Origin of the sequence: Catellatospora paridis (assembly GCF_009720365.1) — a bacterium.
Lineage (GTDB): Bacteria > Actinomycetota > Actinomycetes > Mycobacteriales > Micromonosporaceae > Catellatospora > Catellatospora paridis.
The window spans coordinates 138,909-155,099 of the sequence record NZ_ML769318.1 but is presented as its reverse complement, the minus strand read 5'-3'; the positions used below and the strand labels follow the sequence as shown (position 1 = coordinate 155,099).

16 protein-coding genes and 1 tRNA gene are annotated in these 16,191 nt (G+C 71.9%); 7 read left to right on the top strand and 10 right to left on the bottom strand.

Annotation, left to right across the window (positions count from 1 at the left end; all coding sequences use genetic code 11):
• Nucleotides 1-45: 45 nt before the first annotated feature.
• From F9C41_RS20345 to F9C41_RS20330, 4 genes are all read left to right on the top strand, one after another.
• On the top strand, nucleotides 46-1,008 hold the full coding sequence (locus F9C41_RS20345) for a class I SAM-dependent methyltransferase (RefSeq protein WP_155388423.1): 963 nt from the start codon (nucleotides 46-48) through the stop codon (nucleotides 1,006-1,008).
• 119 nt (nucleotides 1,009-1,127) lie between these two features.
• Entirely contained in the window at nucleotides 1,128-1,646 is a 519-nt protein-coding gene (locus tag F9C41_RS20340; RefSeq protein ID WP_155388422.1) for a SigE family RNA polymerase sigma factor, read from the top strand.
• Between the two features lie 2 nt (nucleotides 1,647-1,648).
• Nucleotides 1,649-2,836: a hypothetical protein gene (locus F9C41_RS20335; RefSeq protein ID WP_155388421.1), complete on the top strand. Its 1,188-nt coding sequence runs from the start codon at nucleotides 1,649-1,651 to the stop codon at nucleotides 2,834-2,836.
• A 76-nt stretch (nucleotides 2,837-2,912) separates the two neighbouring features.
• Entirely contained in the window at nucleotides 2,913-3,725 is an 813-nt protein-coding gene (locus F9C41_RS20330) for an ALF repeat-containing protein (protein ID WP_196279856.1), read from the top strand.
• Nucleotides 3,726-3,815: 90 nt separating this feature from the next.
• On the opposite strand, the gene F9C41_RS20325 is transcribed toward F9C41_RS20330, so the two are convergent.
• From F9C41_RS20325 to F9C41_RS20315, 3 genes are all read right to left on the bottom strand, one after another.
• Nucleotides 3,816-4,052, bottom strand: a complete 237-nt coding sequence (locus F9C41_RS20325) for a hypothetical protein (RefSeq protein WP_196279855.1) — start codon at nucleotides 4,050-4,052, stop codon at nucleotides 3,816-3,818.
• A 144-nt stretch (nucleotides 4,053-4,196) separates the two neighbouring features.
• Nucleotides 4,197-4,269, bottom strand: a tRNA-Thr gene (locus F9C41_RS20320).
• A gap of 65 nt (nucleotides 4,270-4,334) precedes the next feature.
• Nucleotides 4,335-4,628 carry a DUF2218 domain-containing protein gene (locus tag F9C41_RS20315; protein WP_155388418.1) on the bottom strand — a complete coding sequence of 98 codons (294 nt, stop codon included), beginning with the start codon at nucleotides 4,626-4,628 and terminating at the stop codon, nucleotides 4,335-4,337.
• Between the two features lie 133 nt (nucleotides 4,629-4,761).
• On the opposite strand from F9C41_RS20315, the gene F9C41_RS20310 reads away from it, so the two are divergent.
• Nucleotides 4,762-6,528, top strand: a complete 1,767-nt coding sequence (locus tag F9C41_RS20310) for a metallophosphoesterase (protein WP_196279854.1) — start codon at nucleotides 4,762-4,764, stop codon at nucleotides 6,526-6,528.
• 140 nt (nucleotides 6,529-6,668) lie between these two features.
• The gene (locus F9C41_RS20305; RefSeq protein ID WP_230689788.1) at nucleotides 6,669-7,481 is read left to right on the top strand and encodes a CPBP family intramembrane glutamic endopeptidase; all 813 of its coding nucleotides are present in this window, start codon (nucleotides 6,669-6,671) and stop codon (nucleotides 7,479-7,481) included.
• A 219-nt stretch (nucleotides 7,482-7,700) separates the two neighbouring features.
• Here the strand turns inward: F9C41_RS20305 and F9C41_RS20300 are convergent, their stop codons facing one another.
• A complete protein-coding gene (locus tag F9C41_RS20300; protein WP_155388416.1) occupies nucleotides 7,701-8,555 on the bottom strand; it encodes a PSP1 domain-containing protein in 855 nt (284 codons plus the stop codon).
• A 223-nt stretch (nucleotides 8,556-8,778) separates the two neighbouring features.
• Here F9C41_RS20300 and F9C41_RS20295 point away from each other — a divergent pair, with 223 nt between their 5' ends.
• A complete protein-coding gene (locus F9C41_RS20295) occupies nucleotides 8,779-10,329 on the top strand; it encodes a hypothetical protein (RefSeq protein WP_155388415.1) in 1,551 nt (516 codons plus the stop codon).
• An 8-nt stretch (nucleotides 10,330-10,337) separates the two neighbouring features.
• Here the strand turns inward: F9C41_RS20295 and F9C41_RS20290 are convergent, their stop codons facing one another.
• The 6 genes from F9C41_RS20290 to F9C41_RS20265 form a co-directional block, all read right to left on the bottom strand.
• Nucleotides 10,338-11,045 carry a hypothetical protein gene (locus tag F9C41_RS20290; protein WP_155388414.1) on the bottom strand — a complete coding sequence of 236 codons (708 nt, stop codon included), beginning with the start codon at nucleotides 11,043-11,045 and terminating at the stop codon, nucleotides 10,338-10,340.
• Nucleotides 11,033-11,326, bottom strand: coding sequence for a hypothetical protein (locus tag F9C41_RS20285; protein ID WP_155388413.1), 294 nt, complete (start codon nucleotides 11,324-11,326; stop codon nucleotides 11,033-11,035). The genes F9C41_RS20290 and F9C41_RS20285 overlap by 13 nt, the downstream gene beginning before the upstream one ends.
• The gene (locus tag F9C41_RS20280) at nucleotides 11,323-11,652 is read right to left on the bottom strand and encodes a YbaB/EbfC family nucleoid-associated protein (protein ID WP_155388412.1); all 330 of its coding nucleotides are present in this window, start codon (nucleotides 11,650-11,652) and stop codon (nucleotides 11,323-11,325) included. The genes F9C41_RS20285 and F9C41_RS20280 overlap by 4 nt, the downstream gene beginning before the upstream one ends.
• Before the next feature lie 110 nt (nucleotides 11,653-11,762).
• The gene (locus tag F9C41_RS20275; protein WP_155388411.1) at nucleotides 11,763-12,962 is read right to left on the bottom strand and encodes a DNA polymerase III subunit delta'; all 1,200 of its coding nucleotides are present in this window, start codon (nucleotides 12,960-12,962) and stop codon (nucleotides 11,763-11,765) included.
• Nucleotides 12,963-13,112: 150 nt separating this feature from the next.
• On the bottom strand, nucleotides 13,113-15,200 hold the full coding sequence (gene tmk / locus F9C41_RS20270) for a dTMP kinase (protein ID WP_230689787.1): 2,088 nt from the start codon (nucleotides 15,198-15,200) through the stop codon (nucleotides 13,113-13,115).
• Nucleotides 15,201-15,509: 309 nt separating this feature from the next.
• Nucleotides 15,510-16,139, bottom strand: coding sequence for a TetR/AcrR family transcriptional regulator (locus F9C41_RS20265; protein WP_196279853.1), 630 nt, complete (start codon nucleotides 16,137-16,139; stop codon nucleotides 15,510-15,512).
• Nucleotides 16,140-16,191: the final 52 nt, after the last annotated feature.

Genomic DNA, 16,191 nt, shown 5'->3' with positions numbered 1-16,191 from the left:
AGCCTCCTGTTGGGGCAATTCGCGAGGCGGAACGGAGCGGTCGCCATGCAGACCACACCCGTCGAGGTCATCGACTACGACGCAAACGGCTACGACTACCGCGAATACTGGTCGGGCCGGGACTACGAACTCTGGGCCGAGCAGCGGGTGCTGCGGCGGCTGGTGCCGAAGCTGGGCCGGCCGGCCTGGTTCGCCGACTTCGGCGGGGCGTTCGGCCGCAACGCGGGCCACTACCTCGCCCGCGCCGAACACTCCGTGATCATGGACTTCTCGGCGACCAACCTGCGCAACGCCGGTGAGCGCCACGCTGCCGAGGTCGCCACCGGCAAACTGCACCTGGTGCGCGCCGACCTCTACCGCATCCCGTTCCGGGATTTCGCGTTCGACGCGGGCATGGTGGTCCGGGTGCTGCACCACCTGTCCGAGGTGAACCGCGGGCTGACCGAGATGAGCCGCACCGTCGGCAGCCGCTGGCTGGTCGACGTGCCGATCAAACACCACGTGCTGGGACTGGCCCGGGGCCTGCGCTGCGGGCAGCTGCGCGACGTGCGCAGCCCGGACCCGGTGGCCATGGGCGTCGAGGAGCAGTTCTGGAACTTCCGGCTGGGCGCGGTCCGCGACCGGCTCGGCGACCTCGGCTGGCGCACCTCACTGGGCGCGAGCGTGAACAACTTCCGGCAGTGGGAGAAGGTCGCCCCGCGCGCGAACAAGCTGGCCCGGCCCTTCGTGCACGGCATGGAGGTGGTCGCGCAGACCTGGGGCAAGGGCTGGTGGGGGCCCAGCCAATTCCTGGTCGCCCGACGCCACGATCCCGCGCGGCCGGCATACGACCGGCCGGGCGGACACACCGTGGACCTGCCGCCCGAGCTGGCCGGCCTGGCCCGGCGCATGGTCTGCCCGGTGTGCATGACCCGGCTGAACTGGACGCCGGAGACCGCGACCTGCACCCGCTGCGACCACACCTACCACCGCCACGGGGCGTTCTGGGACTTCGTCCCGCCCCAGTGACCCGAACCGAACGGGCCCCGGATCCACCGATCCGGGGCCCTTCGCCGTTTCCGAGCGGCCGTGCAACCTTTCAGGCCCGGGCGGCCGATGAGAGGGCGACGGAAGTTTGGAGGTAACGGATGTCGCGGGAATCCGACGGCGACTTCACCGAGTACGTCTCGGCGCGCCTGGAACGGCTGCATCGCACCGCGTACTTCATGTGCGGCGACACCCACACGGCCGACGACGTCGTCCAGGCCACGCTCCTCTCGCTGTACGGGAGGTGGCGGCACGCCAGGTCGGCCGACAACCTCGACGGGTACGTCTACCGGATCATGACGCGCCGCTTCCTCGACCTGAAGCGCTCGCGCTGGTCCCGGGTGTTCCTGCGGGACACCGTGCCGGAGCGGCCCACCCCGGCCGACGACAGCGTCGAGCACCGCGACTCGCTCATCGCCGCGCTGCAGCAACTGCCCAAGGGCCAGCGCGCCATCCTCGTGCTGCGCTACTTCAGCGACCTGTCGGTGGAGTCGACGGCACAGGCGCTGGGCTGCTCGACCGGGAACGTGAAGAGCCAGTGCTCGCGGGGCCTGGCCACGCTGCGCACCATCATGGCCGTGCCCGAGCCGGCCGCCGCACGCCACCGAGGAGGTCACTGAAGATGTTCGAGGAGAACGAGTTCCGCGCGCTGCTCAACGACGCTGACGTGCCGCCCACCGGCGTCGACGTCGGCCGGGTGCTCCACGCCGGCCGACGCCGGGCCCGCCACCGCAGCCTGGCCGGAGTGGGCGGCACCCTCGCGGTCATGCTGGCCGTGGCCGGGGTGGTGCCGCTGACCCTCGGCCCGACCGGCGGCGGACAGTCCGAAACCGACCCCACCGCCTCGGGCGCGGCCGCCACCGCCGGCCCGTCCGCCGGCCCGCGGACCTGCACGGTGACCGCGCTGGCCATGCCCGCCGAGTACCAGGCCTGGCAGAACCAGCCGAAGTTCCAGCGGGTGGAGGTCAACACCGCGGACCCGACCGGACGCTACATCGGCGGGCACGCGGTCATCGGGCAGAACCTCATCCCGATCCTGTGGACCGACGGAGTGCCGCAGGTGCTGCCGATCGATCCGACGACGGCGAGCATCGACGCGATCAACGAGCACGGCGTGGTCGTCGGCATGGCCAGCGCCGCCCCCCGCCCCTACCGGTACGACCACGGCACGGTCACCAAACTGCTGCCGCCACCCCACAAGTTGTTCCTCTATCCGCAGCCGTACCTCAACGCGGCGGGCGACATCACGATGAACGCGAAGCCGAAGGCGGGGTACGACGACGAGGCGGGCACGGTCGTGGTGTGGTGGAGAGCGGGCACCCGAGTCCCGGTGGTCCTCCCCCTGTCGGAGAACGCCCGCGCGCAGGGCATCGGCGACGACGGCCGGATCGTCGGCGGGACCGTGGGCGACGCGGGCGCGCTCGACGCGTACCTGTGGGACCCGCGGGGCGACGGCCGGAAACTGGCCGGACCCGCCGGGACGAGGACCAACGCCCACGCCGCACGCGGCGAGTGGGCGACCGGCGGAGCGTGGCGGTCAGGGCAGCAGGGCCCCACGGTGATGCTGTGGAACCTGCGCACGGGTGAGGCGAGGGAACTCGCCGCCGGGCTGGGCGTCGGCGTGAACAGCTCCGGCTGGGTCGTCACCAGCGCCCCGACGGCAACCGTGCTCGTCGACGGCGTCAAGCTCGCGCTGCCCGCCGTGGTGGCCGGAGGGGTGGCCAAGGCCAAGGCGGTCGCCGACGACGGGACGGTCTTCGGGGACTCGTACGACGGGGACGACAGCGTCCCGGTGCGGTGGCGCTGCTGACCGACAAGTTCGTTGCCAGATGAGGACGGTGTGCTCTACCCTGGCCCCCTTTGGTGATCACGGGGAGGCACGCAACATGCGATGGAAAACGCTGGCCGGTGTCGTCATTGCCTTGGCATGGCTGGCACCGGCAGTCCCGGCAGCCGCCAACGAGCCGGTCCAGATCGGCCTCAGCCAGGCATGCAAGCTCGGGCAACCGGTGTCCTACCCGGATCTGCAGCCGCTGCTCGACGTCGATGTCGACGCCATGACCGACAGCCAGGTGCGGGTCAAGGTGGACCAGGTCCTCGCTGCGAGCAAGGGCATCTACGGCCGAGTGGCCGAGGCGGCGCAGGAGGCGCTGGACGGCAAGAAGGAAGGCCCGGAGAAGGACACCCGTGACTTCCTCAAATCCGGTGCACAGTCGAGGTGGTACACGGACGTACGGCTCCTGACGTCGCAGACCATGGCCGCGGGCGGTCCTGCTGTCAAGGAAGCCGCGAACAAGGTGCTCGGCGTCGACTCCATCGGAGCGATGCTCGGTTTCCTCGACGAGGGCCAGCACACGGCACGCGCGCAGGACTACCGCGACCTCGTCACCGAGGCCAAGCGCACCGGCGGACCCGAGGTCGGCAAGGCCGCGACGGCCGCACTGGCGGGCACCTTCGAGGACCTGCGCGTGTTCCTGTGCAGTGGCTGGCTTGCCGCGCACGCCAAGGACCAGGCGACGGTCACACCGACGCCGAGGCCGACTTCTGCTTCGACGCCGACTCCCGTGCAGGCCGTGACACCCAGCGGACCCACGCTGCCCGTCACCGGCTCGAACACCGTGGCCCTGCTGATCGTGGGTGCGTCCCTGGTCATCTGTGGTGCTGCCGGAGTCGTGATCGCCCGCCGCCGCCGGGCGTGACCACGCCCGACACCGGACCGGTCTGATCATCTCTCGCGCCTTCGGGGCGGGCGCTTCCGGCGCCCGCCCCGAAGGCATTCCGCCTGCCGTTCAGCGGCAGCGCGGCACCACCACGCACAGCCGCGCCGCGGCCTTCGGCGCCAGTGCCTCGATCCGCTCCGGCTGGTCCTTCTGCAGGTAGAGGACCGTGATCACGTCCCGCATCCGGATCAGGGCGTACAGCGCCACGCCGCCCTGCCCGGCCGACTCCCCGGTGCTGTCCAGCACGGAGACATACTGCTGGCGGACGAGCACCGATTCGTCACCGGTGAAGCCCTCCGCCAGCACACTACGCCCGAGCCACCGGTAAGGTTGCCGATCTTGGTGCCCCGTCTGAGCGCTCTCCGGGCAGGACGGGCGTGTGGCCCAGGACTGCGACCGAACAGCAGAAAGCCCCGGGTCAGATGTACTGACCCGGGGCTTACGTTGCAGAGCCGCCTAACGGAATCGAACCGTTGACCTTGTTATTACGAGTAACACGCTCTACCGACTGAGCTAAGGCGGCAACGTCGCATCACTATACGCGATCAGGTGGCCCCCGGGCGAACGGGTAGGCGGTGGGTCACATTTTCACGCCGCGACGGGCGTGAACTGCCCGAACTTGAGGCCGTCCTTCTCGCCGAAGCGCTCGGCGTGGCTCACGATCACGCGCTGCACGGTGGCGGCCCGCTCGGCGTCCTCGGCCTCGATCCGGACCACGAGGGCCTCGTCGGTGGCGGTCAGCTCGGCCCGGCCGGCCTCGAAACGGGCACTGCCGCGGTCCTCGGCCAACTCCACGTCGATCTTGTGGCTGAAATGGGTGAGCACCTGCTTGAGGTAGCGGGCGGCGCGGGTGGTGGGGGCGTTCCCCTCAACGATCAGCATTCAGTTAGGTTAACCTAACTTTCGCTGGTCGCCCACACGAGCACCACCGCGGGTGTCCGGTTGACGGCAGCCGGTGCGGATTGCCCGATCGGGCCGGTGCGACCTGTTCCACTGCGGACTAGGCTGCGCTGCTGTGACCGTGATCCCTCCGCGCAGTCCCTCAGACCCGACGCCGGTGTCGGGCCGGACGCACCGTCCGAGCAAACTCGAGCCCGCGCAGCTCGGATTCACCCCCCAACCTCCGGTGGCCTGGCTGAGCCCGCTCCAGCTCGCCGCCACGGGCGTCCGCGTCGCGTTCGCCGCACAGTTCGGCGCCTATCTGGACAAGCGCGAACTCCAGAACGCCTTCCCCACCAAGGTCCACGACGAGCACGTCAACGACGAGGAGCTGTGGCTGGACTACATCGCCGACCTCGGCGACGGGTTCGACGCCACCTACTCGATGGCCTACCTGCTGGCGCAGGAGGAGGTCGAGGCGAGCGGCGAGCGGCTGCCGCGCGGCCGGGTGCTGGTGCTCGGCGGCGACTCCGTGTACCCGACGGCCAGCGGCAAGGCATACGAGGACCGCTTCGAGGGCCCGTTCCGCGCGGCGCTGCCGCAGGTCCCGCCGGAGAACGGGCCGACGCTGTTCGCGCTGCCCGGCAACCACGACTGGTACGACGGCCTGACCGCGTTCCTGCGCCTGTTCGCCCGGCGCGAGGGTTCGCGCATCGGCGGCTGGCGCACCAAGCAGACCCGCTCGTACTTCGCGCTGCAGCTGCCGCACCGCTGGTGGCTGCTGGCGCTGGACGCCCAGGGCGCGGCCTACATGGACGACCCGCAGTTGGAGTACTTCCGGGGCGTGGCCGCCAACATCGAGGAAGGTGACCGGATCATCCTGGTCACCCCGCAGCCGGCCTGGGTGCAGTCCGAGGAGCACCCGCTCTACTACGACACCATCGACTACTTCCTGCGTACCGTGATCGACCCGACCGGCGCGAGCGTGGCCCTGATGGTCAGCGGCGACCTGCACCACTACGCGCGCTACGCGCAGAGTGACAGCGGCCAGCAGCTCATCACCTGCGGCGGCGGCGGCGCCTACATGGCGGCCACCAACCACCTGCCCCAGGCCATCACCGTGCCGCCCAAGCACTCACAGGTGCGCCGGCAGAGCACCGGCATGCCGTACGCGCTGCAGAAGACGTACCCGAGCAAGCTGCGCTCGCGCTGGCTGGGCAGCGGCGTCTTCGCCCGCCTGCCGTGGCGCAACCCGGGCTTCGCCACCATGCTCGGCATCATGCACACGATGCTGATGCTGTCGCTGAACAACGCGGCGGGCCGCATCCTCACCGTGCCGATCTTCATGATGACCGCGCTGGTGATGTTCTCGTGCGTGTTCTTCTCGGTCGGCCTGACCGAGGCCGCGGCGAAGACGACACCGGTGGTGCTGGGCGCGCTACACGGTTGCGCGCACATCGCGCTGGGCGTGGTGGGGCTGTCCCTGTGGCGGCTGCTGCCGTTCGACGGCTACAAACCCGCGGTGCAGGCCGCCCTGGCGGTGGTGGTGTACCTGACCCCGGCGGGGGTCGCGGCGGCGCTGCTGGTGTCGCTGTACCTGCTGATCGCGGCCTCGTTCAAGGTGAACGTCAACGAGCTGTACGCCGGCCAGGGCATCGAGGACTTCAAGAGCTTCCTGCGGATGCGCTTCGCCCCCGACGGCACGCTGAGCATCTACGTGGTCGGCGTCGACAAGATCTCGAAGAAGTGGCTGGCCCAGCCGACGGGATCCTGGTTCCGCCCGGCCACGGCGCTGAAGCCGCGCCTGGTCGACGAGGTCATCACCCTCGGCCCGGCCAAGCAGCACGCCGCCCCGCCCACCGTGCTGCCCTCCGACGCGGAGGACCCGAGTCACACGGCGTAGCGGTCCTCGTACGACCTACGGCTCCCGCACACCGACGCCTTCGGGCAGACGGTGCGGGAGCCGTCGGACTGTCAGAACCCTTCGCGCCGTGTCAGGGCCGAGACAGGCCGATGTCAGGAGGCGCGGCGAATCTCTGCGGTATGGAGAACACCCTGACCCGCACCGCCGCCACGACGGCCACCCGCCCGAACCGCCTGGTCGAACTGCTGCTCGCCGACCGTCACTCGCTTCCGCTGTCGATCGCGCTACACCTCGTGCCCGGTGCCCTGGTCGTCGCCGCCTACCTGTTCCTCGCCGAGCCGTTCGTCAAAGCGATCGACTACCCGGTCTTCCTCGCCTGGGCGATCGCCCTGGTCATCGTGCTCGCACCGCTGCTGTTCGGCCTGTTGTGGCTGGGCCGCAAACGCACCGGCCGCTACACACTGCGCACCGTGGCCCACTACCGGGACAAACCGATCGGGCGCGGGAAGATCATCGCCCTCGTCGCCGGCCTCATCGTGTGGATGACGGTGGTGTCGCTCGCCCTCGTCCCGCTGGACAACTTCGTCTTCGACAACTTCTTCACCTGGATCCCCTTCGAAGGAGCCGGCGGCAGCGCCACCACCTACATCGACGGGTACTCCCACGCACAGCTGGTCGTCACGATGCTGATCTGTCTGCCGTTGACCGGCTTCACGCTGCCCCTGATCGAGGAGTACTACTTCCGCGGGTTCCTGCTGCCCCGCATCTCCCACCTGCGCTGGGGAGCACCCGTGCTCAACACGGTCCTGTTCTCGGTCTACCACTTCTGGGCGCCGTGGACCGTCCTGTCGAAGATCATCTTCCTGTTCCCGGCGGTCTGGCTCGTCTGGCGCAAGCACGACATCCGGATCTCCATCGGCATGCACCCCGGCACCTGCCTGCTCATGGCCACGGCCGGCACCATCGCGATCATCCTGGGCGTGACGCCGTGACCGGATACGCCGAGGCGATGCGGACCCGCACGGTCGCCGCGATCGAGGCCGCGGGCCATACCGTGGACATGGAGTTCGGTCTACGTCGACCCACCGACCGGCGCGGGTGACCGCCAGCCGACCTTCCTGATCCGCGCAACACGGCCCACATGAGCAGAGGGCCCTCGGCAAGCACCGCCGAGGGCCCTCGCACATGCCGATCCTGCGTGCCGAACCACGTCACACGGCGTAGCGGTCCTCGTACGACTTGCGGCTCCCGCACACCGAAGCCTTCGGGCAGACGGTGCGGGAGCCGTCCGCTGCCAGCCGGATCACCACGGCGTCGCGGGGCACCGAGTGCCCGACCACGCGGCCGTCGCCCTCGGGCGTGCTGACCTGCTCGCCGATGGCCGGCGCGGAACCGTGGAAATCCTGGTACATGGGATGTTCGTACTTCAGACAACACATCAGCCGGCCGCACGCCCCCGAGATGCGCATCGGGTTGAGCGGCAGATCCTGCTCCTTGGCCATGCGGATGCTGACCGGCTCGAACTCGGTCAGGAACGTCGCGCAGCACAGGTCGCGGCCGCACGAGCCGATGCCGCCCTGCACCTTCGCCGAGTCGCGGGCCGACAGCTGGCGCAGCTCCACCCGGCAGCGCAGGGTCGCGCCCAGGTCGCGGACGAGCGAGCGGAAGTCGACCCGGTGCGGGGCGGTGAAGTAGACGGTGGTGCGCGGGCTCGGGCCGGGGTCGTCGCCGTCGGCCGGGCCGCCGGGCACGTGGTCCACTGCGATGACCTTCATGGGCAGCTGGTGCTCGCGGATCAGCCGGTTCGACGCGACGCGGGCTTCGGCCTTGCGCTGGCGGATCAGCTCGTCGCGGCCCACGTCCTCGGGACCGGCGATGCCGATGACCTTCGGGAAGCCGGAGGTGTCCTCCTCGCTCCACTCGGCCGCCCACACGCAGTCGGCCACCTCGGGGCCGTCGTCGGTGTGCACCAGCACCTTGTCGCCGACACGCGGCCGGAACTCACCGGGATCGAGGTAGTACAGCTTCCCGTACCGGTTGAAGGTGACCGCGCAGAGCATGCCCATCGGCACACGATAGCCCGGTTTCGCGCATCCGCGGAGATCCGCGACGGTCGGGATCCGGGAAAGCGCAGCCTGGAGGAACAGATCTAGTTGCGTACCTTTTCGGTTGATTCGTCGTTAGCTCTTATGGATAGGTCTTCGGGTTTGCCGTAACCCTGCCCACAAGCCTTCGTTGGGCCACGACGTAGGTGCGCACCCCCGCGCACCCGTCCGCCCCGGAGGAAGCATGCGCCGCCATCTCGCCGCAGCCAGCACGGTCGCCCTTGTCTCGCTGAGCTCGCTGACGATCCTGTCCGCCCCCGCCACGGCCGGGGTGTGCGACCGGCCTGCCGGATACGCCGCACGCGCCGGGGCCGACCTGTTGAAGGTGGGCGTGCTGAACCTCGGCCCACTCGGGCTGAAACTGCCCACGGTCGCCGACCTGACCATCGCCTCGGCCAACGCCGGCATGTCCGCCACCAGCCGGGTCACCAGCTCGGCCGCGGCCCGCTATGCCGACGCCAAGCTGCTCGGCCTCCAGCTGCCCACCGGACCACTGGACGGACGGGTCTACCAGCAGGCCCCGCCGACGAACACGACCGGCGTGAAGAACCAGGCGCTCTCGGTGGACCTCGGCCTGGTCAAGGCCGGCACCGGTGACCTCACCGCACACGCGCGCTGGGCCGAGGGCATGGCCTGCGGCAAGACCGACGGCCCCGCGGGCGAGGCCGACGCCGCCCTGGTCGACGCCGCGATCCTGCCCGGCGCCCGAGGCGCCCTGGTGAAGGCGACGCACAACGCCTCCGGCGAGGCGCGCACCGCGACGGTGCGGATGGAGGACCGCACCATCGCCTCCGGCGCGCTGGCCGAGATCGGCCTGACCGACCTGGAACTGCTCGGCGGCGCGATCGGCGTCGAGGTGCTCGAGCCGCCGAGGCTGACCGTGCTGGCCACCGGCCGCGCCGCCACTTCGGTGGTCGACTACCAGGCCCCGATCCTGAAGGTCTCCGGTCCCGGCATCGGCACCAAGACCCTCTCCGGAGTGCACCGCGAGATCGAGTTCGCCGTTCCGGCACCGTCGGCCGGCGGGCTCCTCGGCGCTCTGGACCTCGGCAGCGTGCAGCAGCGCGCCAAGGCCGAGGGCCTGCCGCTGCTGGCCGCGAACCCGCTCGGCGGCCTGCTCGACGGCCTGCCGCTGGGCAGCCTGACGGAGACCGTCAAGGGCCTCGGCGGCACCGGGGGCGGCGGCACCGGCCTGCCCGCGCTGCCGGAACTGGGCGGCCTGCCCGACCTGGGCGGCCTGCTCGGCGGCAGTGGGGGCAACCTGCTCGGGCTGTGCGAGCTCGCCGTGGTCAAGATCTCCATCGGCAAGCTGGAGAAGCGGGTCACCGACCGCGGCGTGACCGCGCAGGCGGCGAGCATCCGCATCCAGGTGCTCGCGCTGAGCCGCCCGAACAGCAAGCCCGCCACCGTGCTCGACCTGGGCGTGGGCCTGCTCAACGCCTCCGCGACCGCGCCGGCCAAGGCCGCGCCGTCCACCTCGCCGACCGCACGGCCGTCCGCCTCGCCGAGCACCGGCGGGCCGGGCAACGGCGGCGGTGGCACCACCCCCTCGCCGGCTTCCGGCACCGATGACGACGATGACGGCTGCGGTGGTCCCGGCTGCAGCCTGCCGCGTACGGGCACGAGCATCGCCCTGATCGCGGGCACCGGCACCCTGCTGTTCGTGGCGGGCCGGTTCCTGCTCCTGCTGACCCGCCGCCGCACCTCGGGCGGGCCGGAGGACCTGCTGGGCTGACGCCGTATCTACAGCTCGACGCGCAACGTGGTGGCGGTGGACGGGATGTCCGCCGCCACCACTTTCGTCTCCACGACCGCGGGCCCGCGCGCCAGCAGCTCGTCGAGCTCCGTCAGCAGGGCGTCGACGTCGGTCAGCAGCGCCACCGCGATCGCCGCGGCAGCCTGCGCCCGGAGGCCGGGCGCCAGCCCGAACTCGGTTTCGCCGATCGCACCGACACCCCGCCCGGGCCTGGTGGCCGCCGCGGCCCCGACCGTGACGCCCGTGACCAGGGCGACCGCCTCCGCGCTGCCGGCGACCCGGGCCAGTCCGCGGGCGACCCGAGCTCGGCCCGCGGTCAGCACGTCGGCCAGTTCGTCGTGGAACACGGCGTCGGCCCGCAGCCGGTCGGCCCGGTGCCGGGCCTCCCGGCTGATCCGCTGCCGGGCCACCGCGAATGCGTCACCGGCAGTGCCCTCCCAGGACGGCAACCGGTCCAGGCCGCCGCCGACGGCCCTCGCCGCCTCGGCATGCCCGCGCAGAGCCGCCGCCTGCTGCCGCCACGGCTCCGGCGACCAGTCGGCCAGCCCGGACACCACGTCACCGGGCAACGCGCCCGTGCGCCGCAGCAGCGGCCACACCGGGTGCTCCTCGGGCGCGCCCCAGCGGGCGAGGCTGTCATCGACCCGGGCCAGCAGCCCGGCCGTGCTCGCGTTCAGGCGCCTCAGTGCGTCCATCCGGTCACCCCGTCCAGGTCCCGTTCGACCATGCGGTAGGTGGTCCCGGCGGCGCGCACCGCGTCGGCCAGCTCGGCGATCTCCCGGTCGAGGCGGCGCGCGCCGTCCAGATGCCCGGACCAGGACGCGCGCTGCCAGTCCCCGACCGCGTCGGCGAGGAGCGACAGGCGTCCCGGCACGTCGAGCACCGCCGGGACGGGCGCCGTGCGGTCCAGCGCCGGGACCAGCCCGGCCGTATCGGCGCCGATCCCACTGATCGACACTGCCAGCTCGTCCGTCACCGGGCACCTCCGAGCGCCGTGAAGTCGCCGAACGTCTCCTCGTAAACCTTGCGCCGGGCCCACGCCGCCGCGTCGTGCGCCGCGGTGATCGCCTGCTGGATGGCGCGCGACAGCTGCGGGCCGGTCAGCCCGTCGAGCGAACCGGTCACCACCACCCGGCGCACCGCGCCGTCACCGTCCACCACGACCTCGACCAGGTCGTCGGGGTCGCGCACGGTCACCTCCAGCTCGGCCAGGGCGCGGGCGAGGCTTGCCTGCCGCTCCTCGATCCGCCGGTATGACGCGATCGCCTCCTCGATCCAGGCGTCGTCGATCTCCCGGGGCATGCGGGGGCTCCTCAATGGACGGCATCGGTTCCGCCAGAACGGTACCGGTAGATCCCCCGCCGCCGACACCCCTGTGGACAACCCCTGTGGACAAGTGGCCCCAGGGCAGATCAGCCGCGCCAGAGTTCGAGCATCATGGCTTCGACGGCGATCCGGGGTTTGACGTTGGCGTCGATGGCGGTGCGGCAGGCGAGGATCGATTCGAGGCGGCGCAGCGTGCTCTCGGCGGTCCAGCGCTGGCTGGCGGCCTCGGCCAGCGCGGCGGTGTCCGCGTGCACCGGCGAGACCGGGCCGCCCCAGCGGGCGTTGAGCACGTCGCGGTAGAAGCCCGCCAGGTCCAGCAGGGCCCGGTCGAGGGCGTCGCGCTGGGCCCGGGTGGCCCGCGACTTCTGCCGCTTCTCCAGGTCCTTCAGCTGCCCGGCGATGCCGCGGGCCGCGCCCGCGGCGCCCTTGCCGGTGCCGCCCGCGCCCAGTGCCATCTCCAGCGCCGCCCGCTCGGCGGCGTCGGTCTCGGCGACCGCCGCGGCTGCCTCGGCCTCGGCGGCCTCGATCAGCGCGCTCGCGGCGTCGAAGCAGGCGCCCACGCCGGTCAGCTGACGCGGCACGGCCAGCACCGCGGCCCGGCGGTCGCGTGCCTGGGCGTCCCCGGCGAGCCGGCGCGCGCGCCCGACGTGGCCCTGCGCGGCCGCGGCGACCCAGGCCGCGGTGCGGGGATCGACCCCGTCGCGCTCCACCAGCAGCGCGCTCACCGCGTCGGCGGCCGGCTGGCGCAGCGGCACCACCCGGCATCGCGAGCGGAGGGTGACGGAGATGTCGTCGGGGTGGTCCGACGGCGCGCAGAGCAGGAAGATGGTGCGCTCCGGCGGCTCTTCGACGGCCTTGAGCAGGGCGTTGCCGGCAGCCTCGGTGAGCCGGTCGGCGTCCTCGACGAGCAGCACCTGCCAGCGGCCGTTGGCCGGGGTGGTGGCCGAGCGCATCACCAGCTCGCGCATCAGCGCGACCGGGATGCTCAGCCCGTCCGGCACCACGAGGCGCACGTCGGGATGAGTGCCGGCCAGCGTGGTGTGGCAGCCGGTGCAGTGGCCGCAGCCAGGCCCGGCGGCCTGGTCGGTGCACTGCAGCGCTGCGGCGAAGGACCGGGCGGCGACCGAGCGGCCGGAGCCGGGCGGGCCGGTGAACAGCCAGGCGTGGGTCATCCCGGCCGCGCCGACGGTCTCCCCGCGGAGCACCGCGGCACCCGCGGCCGCGGCGGCACGCAGGGTGACAATGGCGTCGGGCTGGCCGACGAGCTGGTCGAAGACGTCCGTCACGCTGCCTCCCGCTCGTTCACGCCTGCTCCCTGCTCCCTGGCGCGCACGGCCCGTGCACCCGTCCGCGTCCGGCTCACGCGGCCGTCCGCCACGCTCGCACCCTGACGACAGTACGGGGACCCGCTGACACGGTCCACGTGCTGCCCGGTGTCACGTGCGGGTGGCGCGTAACTCGGCGGAACTGTCGCCCGCGGAGCGCGGCTCGCCGGGTGCGGGAACCCGCCCCGCGGCGCCGCCCCCGGCCCCGTCGGCGGCGACCGGCGCGGGCGGCAGCAGCTTGGCGACCCGCAGCACGATCTCCGCGGCCAGCTCCCGCTCGTCGCGGGTGCCGTCGAGCACCAGGTAGCGCGCGGGGTCGGCCGCGGCCAGGTCGAGGTATCCGTGCCGGACCCGCTCGTGGAAATCGGTCGACTCCTGCTCCAGCCGGTCGGCCTCGCCGCGCCGGCCGACCCGGGCCAGCCCGGTCTGCGGGTCTATGTCGAGCAGCACCACCAGGTCGGGCTTGAGGCCACCGGTCGCCCACGTGGACAGCCAGGAGATCTCGTCGACCGGCAGGGTGCGGCCGGCCCCCTGGTATGCCAGGGAGCTGTCCACGTAGCGGTCGGAGATGACGATCTCGCCGCGGCGAAGCGCGGGACGCACCAAGGTCGACACGTGGTGGGCCCGGTCGGCGGCGTAGAGCAGCGCCTCGGCCCGCGGGGCCAGCGCGCTCGCGCCGACCGGCCCGGATGCCGTGGTGTGGGTGTCCAGCACCATCTTGCGGATGCGCGCGCCGATCTCGGTCGCGCCCGGCTCGCGGGTCACCACGACGGAGCGGCCCTCGCCCAGCAGCCGCTGGGCGAGCTGGGCGATCTGGGTCGACTTGCCCGCGCCTTCGCCGCCCTCGAAGACGATGAACACGCCGGTCTTCGGCGACGGCTCGGCGACCCCGAGGGGACGGCCGCGCATCGAGCTGAACAGGTCGGCCATCAGCGGCACCCCGGGCTTGTCGTCCATCTGGCGCAGCGCCCAGAACCCGGCCAGCACGCCCAGCACCCCGGCGACGGCCAGCAGCACCCGGGTCGAGGAGATCGGCACGCCGGTGCTGCCCACGTCGTGCGAGCCGCCGCCACCGGCCAGCACGCTGGACAGCGCGATGGCCAGCATCAGCACCACCCGGGTGCCGGTCTGCACCACGGCGAACACCCGGCCCCGGACCTCGTCGTCCACCTCACCGCCGAGCAGCGTGGTGCCGGACAGGAAGGCCATGCCCGCGCCGGAGCCGACCAGCAGCGCGCCGACGACGGCCAGCGACAGGTGCGGTGCCAGCGACAGCAGCCCGACGGACACGCCGGCCAGCATGATGCTCAGGCAGAACCAGCGCCGCCGGGACAGCCCGCCGATCAGGCGCGGCCCCAGGGCGATACCCAGCCCCAGCCCGATGAAGATCGCCGCGAACAGGATGGCGAAGGTCGCGTCACCGCCGCCCAGCGACAGGGCGAAGAACTGGCCGGTGCCGATGACCACGCCGCCGGCCGCGAACGCACCCAGGATGCCCAACACCAGGCCGCGCACCATCGGCGTCTTGCCGATGAAGCGCCACCCGTCGGTGAACTGGCGCAGCATGCTGGTTTCCTGCTTGGCGCCGCCGTTGTGGCCGGAGATCTCGCGGATGCCGTAGAAGACGACCAGGGCGCTGGCCAGGCGGGAGAAAGCGAGGAAGTACAGGGCGAGGCTCGACGGGGCGGCCCAGGCCGCGACGATCACGCCGGAGCGCTCCAGCCACTGGTAGAGCTGGTTCAGCCCGGCCAGCACCGCGGCGGCGAGCACCGGGGTGATGCCGTACGTCGTGATCAGCGTGAGCTGGTTCGCGGCCTCCAGCCGGGCGCGCGGGATCAGGTTCGGGACCGCGGCGTCCTTGGCCGGGATCCAGATCAGCGTGATCGCCTCGATGAGGAACGTCGCGGCGGCCGCCCAGCCGACCGTGATCTTGGCGTCCGAGGAGTAGAGCGCGACGGTCGGGATCGTGGCGAACAACACGAATCGCAGCAGGTCACAGATGACCATCGTGTAGCGCCGGTCCCACCGGTCGGCCATGACGCCGGCCAGCGGACCCAGCACCAGCGCGGGCAGCAGGCGCACCGCGATGACCGAGCCGAAGGCCAGGCCCTTCGCGGCGTTGCCGGACACCTGCGCGGAGGCGAACGTCGCCGTGGCCAGCAGGCCCAGCCAGTCTCCGAGCGAGGCCACACTGAGCACCAGCCACAGGCGGCGGAACGGCCGGATGCGCAGGATCGCGCGCAGCTCGGCGCCGCCGCTCAGATCCGCCTGGGCGATGGCGGCCGGGAACGGCGCGGCGTCCGCTCCCTGCGATGGCGTGCTGATGGCCGTACCCTCCCCGCGTCACTGCCCGTCCTGGCCTCAGCGTGCTCGCTGAGGCATGGCCATGGCAATAGCGCCCGGGCGTCCTGCGGCTTCACTCTAGTCCTGCCCCGGCGAGGGCCGACCCTGGTTCGACCCTGAAGACTTGCCACAAAAACGAGGGAGTGGTACGGCCCCTGCCTGTCGTCAGGCCAGCGCGAAGGTCTGGAGGTATCCGCGCACCAGCCGCTTCGATTCTGCCAGCACGGCGGCGTCGCCGTCCGGGTGACGGCGGAACGCGAGCTTGATCAACGCGTCGGCGGCCTCGACCGAGACGGTCAACGCGAAGCGCAGCTCGCGCGAGTCCGGCGCGTGGTGGAAGCGGATGAGCAGGTCGGCCAGGTGATCGGCGATGACCGCGTTGTTGTCGCGCTCCGGGTCGATCAGGTGCACGTCCACCACGTCGCCGAAGTGCAGCGTGCGGAAACCCGGCACGCTGCGGTGCAGCTCGATGTACTCCTCGATGGCCCCGTCGACGCCGTCCCACCAGTGCGAGAGCTCGCCGGCGGGGATCCGCTCGGCCAGCCGCTCCAGGTAGGCCTCGACGTTGCGCAGGGTCAGCGCCTGCACGATGGCCCGCTTGTCCGGGAAGAACTGGTAGACCGACCCGATCGCGACGCCGGCCCGCTCGGCCAGCAGCGTGGTGCTGAGCCCGTCGTACCCGACTTCGTCGATCAACTCAGCGCACGCGTCGAGCATGCGCTGCACCCGCGCGACACTGCGCCCCTGTACCGGCACCCGGCGCAACGGCCCGGCACTGACAGCTGGTGTGGACACTGATCCGCTCCTCACCGCGGCGCGCGTTCCGGGAACCGAACCGGTCGCCACG